General features: G+C 73.0%; 13 protein-coding genes. 10 read left to right on the forward strand and 3 right to left on the reverse strand.

Annotated features, from left to right (window positions below; genetic code table 11):
• Nucleotides 1-63 precede the first annotated feature (63 nt).
• Nucleotides 64-1305, forward strand: coding sequence for a cytochrome P450 (locus ACZ5VD_RS06535; protein ID WP_468681144.1), 1242 nt, complete (start codon nt 64-66; stop codon nt 1303-1305).
• On the opposite strand, the gene ACZ5VD_RS06540 is transcribed toward ACZ5VD_RS06535, so the two are convergent.
• Nucleotides 1276-2478, reverse strand: a complete 1203-nt coding sequence (locus ACZ5VD_RS06540; RefSeq protein ID WP_468681146.1) for an MFS transporter — start codon at nt 2476-2478, stop codon at nt 1276-1278. The genes ACZ5VD_RS06535 and ACZ5VD_RS06540 overlap by 30 nt on opposite strands.
• A gap of 239 nt (nt 2479-2717) precedes the next feature.
• On the opposite strand from ACZ5VD_RS06540, the gene ACZ5VD_RS06545 reads away from it, so the two are divergent.
• Nucleotides 2718-2882: a hypothetical protein gene (locus tag ACZ5VD_RS06545; protein WP_468681148.1), complete on the forward strand. Its 165-nt coding sequence runs from the start codon at nt 2718-2720 to the stop codon at nt 2880-2882.
• Nucleotides 2883-2928: 46 nt separating this feature from the next.
• Here the strand turns inward: ACZ5VD_RS06545 and ACZ5VD_RS06550 are convergent, their stop codons facing one another.
• A complete protein-coding gene (locus tag ACZ5VD_RS06550; protein ID WP_468548516.1) occupies nt 2929-4317 on the reverse strand; it encodes a glycoside hydrolase family 43 protein in 1389 nt (462 codons plus the stop codon).
• 248 nt (nt 4318-4565) lie between these two features.
• On the opposite strand from ACZ5VD_RS06550, the gene ACZ5VD_RS06555 reads away from it, so the two are divergent.
• The 4 genes from ACZ5VD_RS06555 to ACZ5VD_RS06570 all read left to right on the forward strand — a co-directional run bounded on the left by ACZ5VD_RS06555 (nt 4566) and on the right by ACZ5VD_RS06570 (nt 8481).
• Nucleotides 4566-5990: an amidase gene (locus ACZ5VD_RS06555; RefSeq protein WP_468681150.1), complete on the forward strand. Its 1425-nt coding sequence runs from the start codon at nt 4566-4568 to the stop codon at nt 5988-5990.
• A gap of 77 nt (nt 5991-6067) precedes the next feature.
• On the forward strand, nt 6068-6286 hold the full coding sequence (locus ACZ5VD_RS06560; RefSeq protein WP_468548514.1) for a hypothetical protein: 219 nt from the start codon (nt 6068-6070) through the stop codon (nt 6284-6286).
• Nucleotides 6287-6420: 134 nt separating this feature from the next.
• Complete coding sequence (locus ACZ5VD_RS06565; RefSeq protein ID WP_468681152.1) at nt 6421-7908, forward strand: flotillin family protein; 1488 nt, start codon at nt 6421-6423, stop codon at nt 7906-7908.
• A gap of 126 nt (nt 7909-8034) precedes the next feature.
• Complete coding sequence (locus tag ACZ5VD_RS06570) at nt 8035-8481, forward strand: type II toxin-antitoxin system PemK/MazF family toxin (RefSeq protein ID WP_468548512.1); 447 nt, start codon at nt 8035-8037, stop codon at nt 8479-8481.
• Between the two features lie 30 nt (nt 8482-8511).
• Here ACZ5VD_RS06570 and ACZ5VD_RS06575 read toward each other — a convergent pair whose 3' ends face one another.
• Nucleotides 8512-9360 (reverse strand): TIGR02452 family protein, encoded by an 849-nt coding sequence (locus tag ACZ5VD_RS06575; RefSeq protein WP_468681154.1) that lies wholly within the window; start codon nt 9358-9360, stop codon nt 8512-8514.
• Nucleotides 9361-9650: 290 nt separating this feature from the next.
• Between ACZ5VD_RS06575 and egtA the strand changes: the two genes are divergently transcribed.
• Genes egtA through egtD form a run of 4 tightly spaced genes read left to right on the forward strand, consistent with a single transcriptional unit; the run spans nt 9651 to nt 14075 of the window.
• On the forward strand, nt 9651-10988 hold the full coding sequence (egtA, locus tag ACZ5VD_RS06580; protein ID WP_468548510.1) for an ergothioneine biosynthesis glutamate--cysteine ligase EgtA: 1338 nt from the start codon (nt 9651-9653) through the stop codon (nt 10986-10988).
• Nucleotides 10985-12325, forward strand: a complete 1341-nt coding sequence (gene egtB / locus ACZ5VD_RS06585; protein ID WP_468681156.1) for an ergothioneine biosynthesis protein EgtB — start codon at nt 10985-10987, stop codon at nt 12323-12325. Before egtA ends, egtB begins: the two co-directional genes overlap by 4 nt.
• A complete protein-coding gene (gene egtC, locus ACZ5VD_RS06590) occupies nt 12325-13116 on the forward strand; it encodes an ergothioneine biosynthesis protein EgtC (protein ID WP_468681158.1) in 792 nt (263 codons plus the stop codon). Before egtB ends, egtC begins: the two co-directional genes overlap by 1 nt.
• Entirely contained in the window at nt 13113-14075 is a 963-nt protein-coding gene (egtD, locus tag ACZ5VD_RS06595; protein ID WP_468681160.1) for an L-histidine N(alpha)-methyltransferase, read from the forward strand. Before egtC ends, egtD begins: the two co-directional genes overlap by 4 nt.
• Nucleotides 14076-14134: the final 59 nt, after the last annotated feature.

Raw genomic sequence — 14134 nt, forward strand, 5'->3', positions numbered from 1 at the left:
CGCCCGAGCGGTTGTTAGTCTCCGGAAGGTGACCGGTTCCCCTGTGCCCCGCCGGCGTACGCGATGAGCGTCGTCGAGTCCTTCCCGCTCGGCCGTACGACGACGCTCGCCGATCTGGCGAAGGATCCGCATCCGCGACTGGCGCTGCTCCGGGCGCGGGAGCCCGTGTCCTGGATACCCGAGCTGGACGGCTGGTTGGTGACCCGTCGGGATCTCGCGCTGACGGTGATGCGGGATGCCGCGACCTTCACGGTCGACGACCCCCGGTTCTCCACGGCGCGGGTGGTCGGGCCGAGCATGCTGTCCCTGGACGGCGACCGGCACGCCCGCCACCGTGAGCCCTTCACCGCTCCCTTCCGCCCCCGGGAGGTCCGTGAGGGCTTCGCCCCGTTCATCGAGCGGGAGACCGACCGGCTCGTCACCGCGCTGGAACCGGCGGGCGGCGCCGAACTGCGGCGGGCCTTCGCCGGACCGCTCGCGGTCGCCGTCGTGACCGAGGCGCTGGGGCTGGCCGGTACCTCGGCGGAGACGGTGCTCTCCTGGTACGACGCCATCGTGCGGTCGGTCTCGGACATCACCGCGGGTCTCGCGGCGGGCACCGCCGGCGCCGCGGCGTACGCGGAGCTGCGGACGGCGGTGGAGACCACCGTCGGCGCCCCGGGCACCTCCTCCCTCCTCGGCTCCGCCGCCGGGCGGCTCACGGTGCCCGAGGTGGCGTCCAACGCCGCGGTGCTGATGTTCGGAGGCATCGAGACCACCGAGGCGATGATCACCAACGCGCTGCTGCATCTGCTGCGGCACCCCGGCCAACTCGCCCTCGTCCGGGCCGACTCCGCGCTGCTGGACGGTGCGATCGAGGAGTCCCTGCGCCTCGAACCCGGGGCGGCGGTCGTGGACCGGTACGCCACCCGGGACACGGTTCTCGGCCCGTCCACGATCCGCCGGGGTGACCTGGTCACCGTCTCCCTGACGGGCGCCAACCGTGACCCCGCAGTCTTCGCGGACCCCGATCGGTTCGACGTCCGCCGCGAGAACGCGCGTCTCCAACTGGCCTTCGCACACGGCCCGCACTACTGCCTCGCCGCCCATCTCGCCCGTCTGGAGACCCGCATCGCCCTCAAGGCCCTGCTCGAACGGCTCCCCGCGCTCCGCCTCGACCCGGAGCTCCCCGCCGCTCCGTACGGTCTGGTCTTCCGCAAGCCACCCACCCTCCACGTGAGATGGGACGGTCCCCGGCGACGGCTCGGGGCGTCACCGGCCTCCGCGGACGTCCCCTCACACGGGCTCGGTCCGCCGCTCGGGTGACCGGGCCCGGCGGGCGGCGACCGCCATGACGAGGACGGACGCCAGGGCGATCCCGGCTCCGACGTAGAGGGGTGCGGTGTAGCCGAGTCCCGCGGTGATGGCCAGGCCGCCGAGCCAGGCGCCCAGCGCGTTGCCGATGTTGGACGCGGACACATTGGCGCCGGCGGCCAGGGCCGCCCCTTGGGCGTGGTCGGTGACGCGGGTGATCATGCCGGGCACACTGGCGAACCCGAACATCCCCATCAGGAACACCAGAAGCACCGACGCGGTGGGACTTTCCGCCAGCAGACCGAAGACGGCCAGGGTGACGGTGAGGCCGCTCAGGGCGATCAGCAGGGTCCGGTCACGGTCGCGGTCGGCCGCTCGCCCGCCGATCAGGTTCCCGATGACCAGGCCGACGCCGTACACCATCAGGAGCCAGGCGACATCGCCGGAGGAGAAACCGCCGACCTCGGTGAACGTGTAGGCGAGGTAGCTGAACGCGCCGAACATCCCGCCGTAGCCGAGTGCGGTGGCCGTCAGGGTCAGCCAGACCTGCCAGGACCGGAACGCGCGGAACTGGTCCCGCAGGCCGCTGGGCGGTGCCGGCTCCGCGGGGGCTCCCACGGCCGCCGGCCGAGGTCGGGCCGCCTCGCCGGGGACGAGTGCGACGATCCCCGCCAGTGCGAGTACGCCGATCGCGGTGACCGCCCAGAAGGCCGCCCGCCAGCCCCAGCGTTCACCGACCAGCGCGCCGAACGGCACGCCCAGTACGTTGGCGAGCGTCAGCCCGGCGAACATCACCGCCACCGCACGGGACTTCTTCTCCGGCGCGACCAGCGAGCGCGCGACCAGCGAGCCGATGCCGAAGAACGAACCGTGGCACAGCGCCGCGACGATCCGCCCGAGCATCATCACCGAGTAGGTCTGCGCGACGGCGTTCAGCAGGTTGCCCAGCACGAACAACGCCACCAGGCCCACCAGGACCTGTTTGCGGGGCAGGCGGGCCGTCGCCGCGGTCAGGGCGATCGCGCCGATCGCGACACTCAGCGCGTACCCGGAGATCAGCCGGCCCGCCACCGCCTCGGACACCGCGAAACTCGACGCCACCTGGGGCAGCAGCCCGGCGATCAGGAACTCGGTCAGGCCGATGCCGAAGCCGCCGAGTGCCAGCGCGATCAGTCCACTCGGCATCCGTCGCTCTCCGATCGCGGGTCCGACACGGCCTCGGGGTAAGGGACTTGGGCCGCGACATGCGGATCACCCCGGTCTCGAACCCGCACGTCACCGGGGCGCCACTATGCCATCCCGGGTACGCGGGGCCGAGACCTCCCCCGGGAGGCCCGCGGCGCGACGGCACCGAAGGGCGCCCGGCCGCCCGCACCCGGTGGCGGTCCGTGCGCCGGGGTGGCCGCCGCTGGTGCGGTACCCCCGTGGCCGAGCCGCGTCCGGCGTGGCGGGTGTCGCCGGAGACGGTCACGCTACGGCTGGACGCACTCGCCCCTCGGGTACGAGTGCCGCGCGCCCGGGCCCACGGCCCGCGCACCACCGACGGCGCGGCCCTCGCCTCCGGTGCCCCCTCGGCCTTCCCGACCTGACGGCCCTGGTTTCCGCGGCGCCGGGCCGGGTCGGCGGGTGTGCGGCTCAGGCCCAGGCCGTCACCGGTACGAAGGAGCTGTCCTGGCGGAAGGTGTCCGTGCCGTCCGTCACGTCCACGCGCAACTGGTAGTTGTAGTGGCGCAGGTAGGAGCCGGGGTAGTTGTACGACTCGAAGCGCAGCGAGCCCGACGCCGTGCCCGTCCGGGCGATGAACGTGGCGTCCCTCGCGAAGGCGGACGTGCCGTCGTTGGCGTCGAACCGGGCGCGGTAGTTGTAGTGGCGCAGGTAGTTGCCCGAACTGTCGCGGAAGGAGAAGCCGTTGGCGTCGGCCAGACCGGCGACGACGCTGAAGGTGGCCGCCTGCTTGACCGCGGTGGTGCTGGAGCCGCTCACCACGGGGAGGTTGAGCAGGGAGGACTCCACCGTCCAGTGCCGCGTCGTGTAGTTGACCGACCGGAAGGAGCGGGTGACGCCCTTCGCCAGGCTCGGGCCGCCGCCGACCGTCTCCTTGATGACGGTGAAGTGGCGTGCCGTGCCGGAGACCACGGGCAGCGCCTTGGGAGCGGTCCAGGTGGCGAACGTGTCGTAGCTGTCGCTGTAGTAGTAGTTCCCGTCGCCGTAGCCGTCGAAGAAGATCCGCCAGCCGCCGTTGTCGAGCTGGATCACGGACGGGCCCTCGCGGTAACTGCCCCAGCCCGCCCAGTTGCCGGTCTTCGAGATGGTGTAGGGGCCGGCGAGGCTGGTGGCGGTGGCGTACTCGATGTACTTCGTCGTCTCGTTCTTCGGGAAGGCGTGGTAGGTCGAGCCGATCCTCACGATGACCGTGTCGATGTGGTTCGCCCCGATGCCGGACAGGGCCACCGGTGCACTCCAGGCGGTGAGCGCGGAGTTGGTCGCCCTGAGCAGATACGGGGTGAAGATCCACTCGTTGCTGGTGACCGAGCAGGACACGATGACGTTCACGCTGCCGTCGCTGTCGACGAACCACTCGGGCGCCCACGCCCGCGACAGGTTGGCGATCGGGACCGTGTAGTCGTACAGGAAGGTCCAGTTGACGCGGTCCGAGCTGCGGGCGAAGCCGATGGTGGTGCTGGTGTCCTGCCAGGTGTGCGTGGTGTAGGTGACGTAGTAGTAGCCGTTGGTGTGCTTGAGGACGCTCGCGTCGCGGATGCGGTTGGCGGGCGGGGTGTAGGCCGAGGACCGCGCGAGCCGGAAGTCGGTGGCGTCGTCGGACTGGTAGACGTTCACCGTGCCGTCGTTGCTGTTGAGGAACGGCACGATCGTGTAGCGGGTGGCGGAGCCGCTCGGCGGGGCGGCGGCAGAGGCCGTACCGAGCAGTCCGGGCGCCTCACCCAGGACGAGCGCCGAGACGGGCAGGACTGCCATGGCACGCAGCAGGGTGCGGCGCGACGGAGCGGGGGGACGTGTGGTCACGGGCGGCTCTCCCTCGGACACATGCGGCTCTGATGTGCGAGATCCCGAACGGGGTTCGGAAAGTCGGTCAGAAGGTAGAGCTGGGGTACGGGCGCGTCAATGGTTTGCGCACGACTGCGCGAGCCCCGCGGGAAAGCTGTGGCGTGCAGGGACGCGCCCTGTGAAACCGCCCTGCGGCCAGGGGCGTTCCGCGGGACGGCACCGGACGTTACCGTTCGGTAGACAGTGTCGTCCCGGAGGTGTCCCGCATGACGCTCGACCGTTCCGCAGGCCTCGCGGAGTCCGCCCGTGCGCTCGCCGACGGGGAGGTGTCGTCCCGGACGCTCGTGGAGCGGACGCTGGACCGGATCGAGGCCACCCGGACCTCGCTGAACGCCTTCCGGATCGTGCGGGCCGAGGCGGCGCTCGCCGAGGCGGAGGCCGCGGACCGGGAGTTGGCCGCCGGAGTGCGCCGGCCGCTGCTCGGGGTGCCGGTGGCGGTGAAGGACGACATGGACGTGGCGGGCGAGCCGACCGCGTTCGGGTGCCGCGGGGAGTTCCCGCCGGTCGCCGAGGACGGGGAGGCGGTACGGCGGCTGCGCGCGGCCGGGGCCGTGATCGTGGGGAAGACCAACACCTGCGAGTTCGGACAGTGGCCGTTCACCGAGGGGCCCGCCTTCGGCGCGACCCGCAATCCGTGGCACACCGGGCACACCCCGGGCGGTTCGTCCGGCGGTTCGGCCGCCGCCGTCGCCGCCGGTCTGGTGCCCGCCGCGCTGGGCTCGGACGGCGCCGGGTCGGTGCGGATCCCGGCCTCCTGGACCCATCTGATCGGGATCAAACCGCAGCGCGGCCGGATCTCCACCTGGCCCCGCGGCGAGTCCTTCCAGGGCATCACGGTCAACGGCACGCTGGCCCGTACGGTCGCCGACGCGGCCCTGCTCCTGGACGCGGCGGCAGGCAACCACGCCCACGACCCGCACCGGCCCCCGGCCGTGGGCGCCCGGGAGGCGGCCGGCCGTGATCCCGGCCGACTGCGCGTCGCGCTCTCCCTGAAGCCCCCGTTCACCGCCCTGCCCGCCCGGCTCCAGCCGGAGGTACGGGCGCGGATCCTCCAACTCGCCGAGACGCTGAGCGACTTGGGGCACCTCGTCGAGGAGGCCGATCCCCCGTACGGGCAGATCGGGCTGACCTTCGTCCCCCGCGCCACGGCCGGTCTCGCCGAGCGGGTCCGCGAGGCCCCCTTCCCCGCCCTCCTCGACCGCCGCACCCTCGGCGCCGCCCGGCTCGGCGGGCTGCTCGGCGGGGTTCCGCTGCGCGCGGCGCGGCGCGCGGAGGCCGTCCTGCACCGGCGGATCGGCGCGTTCTTCACCACGTACGACGTGGTCCTCGCGCCGACGACGGCCGCTCCCCCGCCCCGTGTCGGGGCGCTGCTGGAGCTGGGCGGGCTGGCCACCGACCGCGCGATGATCGCGGCCTGCCCCTACGCCTGGCCGTGGAACGTGCTGGGCTGGCCCGGCGTCAACGTCCCCGCCGGTTTCGTGGGCGGTGGTCTGCCGGTCGGCGCGCAGTTGCTCGGTCCGGCGCACGGCGAGCCGCTGCTGATCTCCCTGGCCGCCCAGTTGGAGGCGGAGCTGCGCTGGCACGAGGCGTGGCCGCCGGAGCACGCGGTCACCGATTCCCCGGCCGTGTGAGGAAGTTCGGGTGGACGATGTCCACGAGGGCGGTCGCGGGGACGCTCCGGGGGGCGTTCGCCCCGTACCCTGTGACCATGGACGACGCGTCGATGGTCGGGCTCATGGGGCGGGTCACCGGGACGATCGGGCCCGGGCTGGTCGGCGAGGTGATCGTCCGGGTGCGCGGCGGCGCCGAGCACTTCCTCGCCTACCCCGCCACCGGCAGCGACCGGATCGAGAACGGCACGGTGGTGATGGTCGTGGAGTACCTGCCGCCCAGGACGGTCTACGTCCAGCCCGCCTACGACAGTTGAGCACGCCACGTCGCAGGTGAGAGACGTATGCGTCAAGTTTGCGACAAGGATCGGCCGGCTTCTTCATCCTCGGCTCGCGCAGGCGCACACTCCCTTTCGTTCGGTGCCGAAAGGGCACCATGCAAAGGGGGCGTATGCCGATGATTGTCGGCGTCGTTGCGGGGGCGGCGGTTCTCGCCGTGCTCGTTGTGATCGGTCTGTTCAAGATGATGTGGCGGGTCGCCGAACCCAACGAGGCTCTGATCATCTCCGGTTCCAAGCATCGGACGGAGGGCCTTGAGGAGGGGATGGGATTCCGTATCGTCACCGGGCGCGGCACGCTCGTGCTGCCCGGTGTGCAGGCGGTGCGCAAGCTGTCGCTCGACCTGAACGAGACCGAACTGCAGGTGGACTGCGTGACCACCCAGGGCATTCCGCTCAAGGTGCGGGGCGTGGTCATCTTCAAGGTGGGCGACGACTTCGTGTCGATCGCCAACGCGGGCCGCCGCTTCCTCGACCAGCAGAAGCTGATGTCGGAGCGCGTCCACAACGTCTTCGCCGGTCATCTGCGGTCCATCGTGGGCGGGTTGACGGTCGAGGACATGATCCGGGACCGGGAGAAGCTCACCGGGCAGACCCGCGCGGCCTGCGGTACGGAGATGGAGAAGCTGGGCCTGATCGTGGACTCGCTGCAGATCCACGAGATCGAGGATCCCACCGGATACATCCAGAACCTGGCGATGCCGCACGCCGCGGCCGTGCAGCGGGACGCCCGGATCGCGCAGGCCGAGGCGAACCGGCTGGCCACCGAGGCGGAGCAGCAGGCCGCCGCGCGGATGGCCGAGGCCACCCGGGACAGCGAGATCCTCCAGGCCGGCTACCAGGCCGAGCGCGACAAGGCGGCGGCCACGGCCCACCAGGCCGGTCCGCTCGCCGACGCCGGCGCCCGCCAGCAGGTCGTCGTCCAGGAGACGCGGGTCGCCGAGCTGGAGGCCCAACGGCGTGAGCAGCAGCTCCAGGTGGACGTCCGCAAGCCCGCGGACGCCCAGGCCTACGAGAAGCGGACGCTGGCGGAGGCCGAGCGCGACGCCCGGATCTCCGCGGCCCAGGCCAAGGCGCAGGAGACGGAGCTGGCCGCCGCGGCCGAGGCGACCCGGGTGAAGGTGGCCGCGGGCGCCGAGGCGGAGGCGACCAAGGCCCGGGGCTCCGCCACCGCGGCGGCCACCCGCGCCACCGGTGAGGCCGAGGCCGCCGCGACCCAGGCCAGGGGCCTGGCGGAGGCCGAGGCCGCCAAGGCCAAGGGGCTCGCGGAGGCGGAGTCCATCAAGGCCCGGGCCGCCGCGCTCGCCGAGAACCAGGAAGCGGTCGTCGCCCAGCAACTCGCCGAGAACTGGCCGGAGATCGTCAAGGCCGGCGCGTCCGCCTTCGGCAGCGTCGACAACATGGTGGTCCTCAACGGCGCCGACGGCATGGCGGAGATGCTCGCCAAGGCGCTCACCATGGGCGGTACCGGTCTGGGCCTGGCCCGCCAGCTGCTCGCCTCGATGAACCAGAACGGGCCGGTCCCGAACGGGACTTCGCCCCTGAACGGGGTCGCGCCGCCGCCGGTGCAGAAGGTCCCGGTGGAGAAGGACGGGGGCTGAGCGGAGAACGACGGAGGGTGAGCGGAGCGGGCCGGCGGCCGAGACCGCGGCCGGCCGGGGACGGCACGCGGGCGGACCGGGGGCCGGGCGAACGGGCCGCCGCACGCGGGCTCTACCGTTGCCTTCGTGACTGCGTCTACCGATGAGAACGTCCCCGGCCGCTTCGGCCCCTCCGCCACCGTCGAGGCGAACCCCCGCGAGGTGGGCCGGGTGCGCACGGAGTACTCGCCCGCGCACGACGGGGACCCGGATCCCGGCGAGATCGTCTGGACCTGGGTCCCCTTCGAGGAGAACGACGGCCGCGGCAAGGACCGGCCCGTGCTGGTCGTCGCCCGCGAGGCCGGCGGCACCTTCCTCGCCGTCCAGTTGTCGAGCAAGCGGCACGACGGCGACCGGGAGTGGGTGCCGATCGGCAGTGGGCCCTGGGACCGGACGGGGCGGGACTCGTGGGTCGCCGTGGACCGCGTCCTGCGGCTGTACGAGGACGGCATGCGCCGGGAGGCGTGCGCGCTGGACCGGATGCGGTTCAACCTGGTCCGCCACCGGCTGGCGGAGCGCTACGGCTGGACCTGACTCCGGGACGGGCCCGTCCCGGAGGTCACCTCACGGCCGCAGCTGGCGCTCCGGGAACGCCCGTACGAACGCCTCCCGGGTCGCGTTCCCCGTCGTGCGGTCCAGGATGGCGAACACCACGTGCGCGAAGGTCCCGGCGAACCGGCCGCCGGGGCCGAGCAGGGTCCGGAACGCGCCCGCCACCTGCGCCGGGTCGTTCTGGAACACCCCGCAGCCCCAGGCGCCCAGGACGAGCCGCCGGTAGCCGTGCGCGGCGGCCGTCTCCAGCACCCGCTCCGCGCGGCTCGCGAGGGCGCCCGGCAGGTCGGCCGCCCGCTCCGGTGCCGTGCGCAGCACGACCCCCGCGTTCGGTGCCGCCGCCGTGAGGAAACCGGCGGTGTACGGCTCGTCCAGGAGACGGGCGCGGTCGTCGCGGAAGACGGGCACGGCCGGCGAGTGGATGACCCGGTCCGTGTAGAACGGGTCGCGGTGCGCGCGGTGGTGGTCGTAGAACTGCCGGACCCCGACCAGACAGGTGTACAGCGCGGAGGCCCGGCACAGGGCCTCTTCCTGGGCCTGGGCGCCGTTGAGATAACCGCCGCCGGGGTTGCGGGCGGACGAGAAGTTCAGGACGGCCACCGGACCGGCGAGGCGGCGGGCCGCCTGGAGGCTGCTTTCCCCGGTCACCTCGCACAGCGTGCCCGTCGGCGGCTCCGACAGGGGGTCCGGCGGCGGGACCGGCCGGATCGGGACCGGGCTCGGCCCGTACATCCGGGTGCCCTCGCGGGCCGCCTCGATGCCGGCGGCGACGGTCACCTCGCGGCCGTCCGGCGCGCGGTAGCGCCCCGCCGCCACGATCTGCTGTGTCTGCTGTGCGATGCCCCGCAGACGCGCGCTCATGGCCCGACCCCCGTACGTGCCATGACCGCGCGCCGCGCGACCTCCCCCGTCGTGCTCATACCCGCATCCTGAGCGATTCTGGTGGTGCGGTGCAACGGAGTTTTCCGGGCCAGGACGTGACCGGAGAACACCATGAGAACACCCGGAAAACGGAGGTTCCCGGAACTGATTGCGCAGATTTGTACCCTTGTGCGGACGGGCGTGAGGGGTTTGGGTGGGACGAGTGACGCCTGCCCGGGCCATCCGAACCCGGGCCGGTGGCATGGTGGAGTCTCAGGAGGATCCCCGACATGTCAGACATACCGAGCGGCTGTACGGAGCCCCGTACAGCCGTCACCGAAGCCGAGGTGGAGGCCCTGGTCCGGGGCATCTGCTTCAAGACCGGACCACCCCGCACCGTCGGGGTCGAGGTCGAATGGCTCGTCCACGAGCTGCGCACCCCGCAGCTCCCCGTGACACCCGAACGACTCGAAGCGCTCTACGCCGCACTGCGTACCGTGCCCCTGAGGTCGGCGCTCACCGTCGAGCCCGGCGGTCAGCTGGAGCTCAGCTCGCCGCCCGCCGCCTCCCTGATGGAGTGCATCGGTACCGTCTCCGCCGACCTCGCCGCCGTCCGCGCGGTCCTGGCCGAGGACGGCCTCGGACTCGTCGGCTGCGGCCAGGACCCCTGGCACACACCCCGCCGCTTCCTGCGCGAGCCGCGCTACGACGCCATGGAGACCTGCCTCGACCGCACCGGTCCGGCCGGCCGCGCCATGATGTGCACCTCCGCCTCCGTCCAGGTGTGCCTGGACGCGGGGTACGAGGAGCCCGGCCCGCTCGGTCTCGGACGGCGCTGGTGGCTGGCGCACCAGCTGGGCGCGGTCCTGGTGGCCGCGTTCGCGAACTCCCCGGCGGCCGGGCACGAGCCCACCGGCTGGCTCTCCTCCCGGCAGCTGCTGTGGATGGAGATCGGCGCCGACCGCGCGGGCGCTCCCCCGCTGGACGTGGCCCCGCGCAGCGCCTGGGCCACACATGTGCTGGACGCCCCGGTGATGTGCGTACGGCAGGACGCCGGCCCGTGGGACGTGCCCGAGAAGCTGACGTTCCGGGAGTGGACCAGGTCGGGGGCGCCGAGGCCGCCGACCCGGGAGGATCTCGACTATCACGTGAGCACCCTGTTCCCGCCGGTCAGACCGCGTGGCCATCTCGAACTGCGCATGATCGACGCCCAGCCCGGTGAGGACGGCTGGATCGTCCCGCTGGCGGTGACGACGGCCCTGTTCGACGACCCGGAGGCCGCCGAGACCGCCTACCGGATCGTGAAACCGCTGGCCGAGCGGGCTCAGCCCCAGCCCGCGCCGCACAATCCGCTGTGGATCGACGCGGCCCGGTACGGCCTGACCGACCCGGAGCTGCACGAGGCGGCCGTCGCCTGTTTCCGGGCCGCCCTGGAGGCCCTGCCCCGGCTCGGCGCCACCCCCGAGGTCACGGACGCCGTCCGGGCGTACCGGGACCGGTACGTCGTCCCCGGCCGCTGCCCCGCCGACGATCTGCTCGAGCACCTGCGCGCTACGGAGCTGTCCCCGTCCCGGCCCCACCCGGCCGGGGACACCCGCACCGCCCACGGGAAGGACCTCCGCACATGACCGACCCCGCCCTCGGCACCCCTGCCGACAGTGCCGTCGACGCCGAAGCGTTCCGCGACCGGGCGCTGACCACGCTGGTCACCGCCCGGGACAGGACGACCCTGCTGACCAGCTGTGTGGAGGGACCGGACCTCACCGCGCAGCACTCCCCGCTGATGTCGCCGCTGGTGTGGGACCTGGCGCACATCGGCAACCAGGAGGAGCAGTGGCTGCTGCGGACCGTCGCCGGGCAGGAGGCGCTACGGCCCGAGATCGACAGCATCTACGACGCCTTCGAGCACCCGCGCTCCGAGCGGCCGTCCCTGCCCCTGCTGGCGCCCGCCGAGGCCCGCTCGTACGCGGCGGACGTGCGCGGCCGGGTGCTGGACGTGCTGGAGCGCACCGCGTTCCACGGGACGCGCCTGACGGAGGCGGGCTTCGCCTTCGGGATGATCGCCCAGCACGAACAGCAGCACGACGAGACCATGTTGATCACCCATCAGCTCCGCAAGGGCCCGCCGGCCCTGACCGCCCCGGACCCGGATCCGGTACCGCTGTTCACCGGTCCGGCCGAAGTCCTCGTCCCCGGCGGCCCGTTCACCATGGGCACCTCCACCGAGCCCTGGGCGCTGGACAACGAACGCCCGGCGCACCGGCGTGAGGTGGCGCCGTTCCACATCGACACGACCCCGGTGACGAACGGCGCCTACCAGGCGTTCATCGAGGACGGCGGTTACGACGACGAGCGCTGGTGGACGGAGGCGGGCTGGGCGCACATCCGGCAGCACTCCATCCGGGCGCCGCTGTACTGGCGCCGGGACGGCAGGCAGTGGCTGCGGCGCCGCTTCGGTGTCACCGAGGTGGTGCCCGCCGACGAGCCGGTGGTGCACGTGTGCTGGTACGAGGCCGACGCGTACGCCCGTTGGGCCGGACGCAGGCTGCCCACCGAGGCCGAGTGGGAGAAGGCCGCCCGCCACGACCCGGCCGGCGACCGCTCGACGCGCTATCCGTGGGGCGACGCCGACCCGGCGCCCGAGCACGCCAACCTGGGCCAGCGGCATCTGCGCCCGGCACCGGCGGGCAGCTATCCGGAGGGTGAGTCGCCGCTCGGGGTACGCCAGTTGATCGGTGACGTGTGGGAGTGGACGTCGAGCGACTTCCTGCCGTACCCGGGTTTCCGGGCGTTCCCGTACAAGGAGTACTCGGAGGTGTTCTTCGGCCCCGACAGCAAGGTGCTGCGCGGTGGTTCGTTCGCCGTGGACGCGGTGGCCTGCCGGGGCACGTTCCGCAACTGGGACTACCCGATCCGGCGGCAGATCTTCTCCGGGTTCCGCACGGCACGCTCGGCGGCCCTCTGATGTGCCGTCACCTGGCGTATCTGGGCCCGCCTGAGCCGCTCGGCCGGGTCCTGACCGAGCCGCCGCACAGTCTCTACCGCCAGTCGTGGGCGCCACGGCGGCAGCGGTACGGGACGGTCAACGCCGATGGTTTCGGCGTCGGCTGGTATGCCGAGGGCGATCCGGTGCCGGCCCGGTACCGGCGGGCCGGGCCGATCTGGGCGGACCTGTCGTTCGCCGACCTGGCGCGCGTGGTGCGTTCGGGGGCGGTGCTCGGCGCGGTCCGGGACGCCACCCTGGCGGGTGCCGACGCCGAGGCCGCGGCGGCACCGTTCGCCGCGGGGGCCTGGCTGTTCAGCCACAACGGCGCGGTCGCCGGCTGGCCGGGCTCGCTGGCCCCGCTGGTGGCGGGCCTGCCCGCCACCGACGTGCTCTCACTGGAGGCGCGCAACGACTCGGCCTTGCTGTGGGCCCTGGTGCTGGCCCGGCTGAGGGCCGGCGACCAGGAGGGCCAGGCGCTCGCCGACACGGTCGTCGAGGTCGCCGCGGCGGCCCCGGGGTCGCGGCTCAACCTGCTGCTCACCAACGGCGAGAGCATCACGGCGACCGCCTGGGGCGACACCCTCTGGTACCTCTCGGAGCCCGGCCGCCGCACGGTCGTGGCGTCCGAGCCCTACGACGACGACCCGCACTGGCAGGAGGTCCCCGACCGCACCCTGCTCGCGGCGAGCCGCACGGACGTGCTGCTCACCCCGCTCAAGGAACCGAGCCCCGCCTCGGGACCCCCCTCCGCGAAGGAGCCCCGCACGTGAGTCCGTTCCTTCTCACCCGCACCCTGCCCGAGGACGCCACGGACGCCGCCCTGCGCGCCGACGTGCTCCGGGGCCTGACCCACACACCCAAGACACTGCCGCCGAAGTGGTTCTACGACGCCCACGGCAGCGACCTGTTCGAGCAGATCACCGAGCTGCCCGAGTACTACCCGACCCGCGCCGAGCGGGAGATCCTCACCGACCGCGCCGCGGAGATCGCCGCGGCGACGGGCGCCCGCACCCTGGTCGAACTCGGCTCCGGTTCCTCGGAGAAGACGCGCCTGCTCCTCGACGCCCTCACCGACCTGCGGACGTACGTCCCGGTCGACGTCAGCGAGAGCGCGCTCACCCAGGCCGGGCACACCCTCGTCGCCGAGCGTCCCGGCCTCCAGGTGCACGCCCTCATCGCCGACTTCACCGCGCGGCTGACGCTGCCGGACACGCCCGGGCCCCGGCTGCTGGCGTTCCTCGGCGGCACGATCGGCAACCTGCTGCCGGTCGAGCGCGCCGCGTTCCTCGCCGCCGTCCGGGGTCTGCTCTCCCCCGGCGACGCGCTGCTGCTCGGCACGGACCTCGTCAAGGAGGAGGACGTGCTGGTCAGGGCGTACGACGACACGGCCGGGGTGACGGCCGCGTTCAACAAGAACGTGCTGAGTGTCGTCAACCGTGAACTCGGTGCCGACTTCGATCCCCGGGCCTTCGCGCACGTGGCGCTGTGGGACGCCGAGAACGAGTGGATCGAGATGCGGCTGCGCTCCCGTACGGCACAGACCGTGAAGATCCCCGCGCTCGACCTGGCGGTCGACTTCGCGGCCGACGAGGAGTTGCGCACCGAGGTGTCGGCCAAGTTCCGCAAGGAGGGCGTCCGTACGGAACTGTCCGCGGCGGGCCTCGAACTGGCCCACTGGTGGACGGACCAGGAGGGCCGGTTCGCGCTCTCGCTCAGCGTGGCGCGGTGACGGGTGCCCCGGCCGTCTCGCGTTCCGCGACCGCTTGGGGCACGGTGGAGTGACGCGCC

The organism is Streptomyces sp. NPDC032822, assembly GCF_055578825.1.

Coding starts and splice junctions, on each gene's coding strand:
- ACZ5VD_RS06535 (WP_468681144.1), top strand. CDS start 64: ATGAGCGTCGTCGAGTCCTTCCCGCTCGGCCGTACGACGACGCTCGCC.
- ACZ5VD_RS06540 (WP_468681146.1), bottom strand. CDS start 2,478: ATGCCGAGTGGACTGATCGCGCTGGCACTCGGCGGCTTCGGCATCGGC.
- ACZ5VD_RS06555 (WP_468681150.1), top strand. CDS start 4,566: ATGACGCTCGACCGTTCCGCAGGCCTCGCGGAGTCCGCCCGTGCGCTC.
- ACZ5VD_RS06560 (WP_468548514.1), top strand. CDS start 6,068: ATGGACGACGCGTCGATGGTCGGGCTCATGGGGCGGGTCACCGGGACG.
- ACZ5VD_RS06565 (WP_468681152.1), top strand. CDS start 6,421: ATGCCGATGATTGTCGGCGTCGTTGCGGGGGCGGCGGTTCTCGCCGTG.
- ACZ5VD_RS06575 (WP_468681154.1), bottom strand. CDS start 9,360: ATGAGCGCGCGTCTGCGGGGCATCGCACAGCAGACACAGCAGATCGTG.
- egtA (WP_468548510.1), top strand. CDS start 9,651: ATGTCAGACATACCGAGCGGCTGTACGGAGCCCCGTACAGCCGTCACC.
- egtB (WP_468681156.1), top strand. CDS start 10,985: ATGACCGACCCCGCCCTCGGCACCCCTGCCGACAGTGCCGTCGACGCC.
- egtC (WP_468681158.1), top strand. CDS start 12,325: ATGTGCCGTCACCTGGCGTATCTGGGCCCGCCTGAGCCGCTCGGCCGG.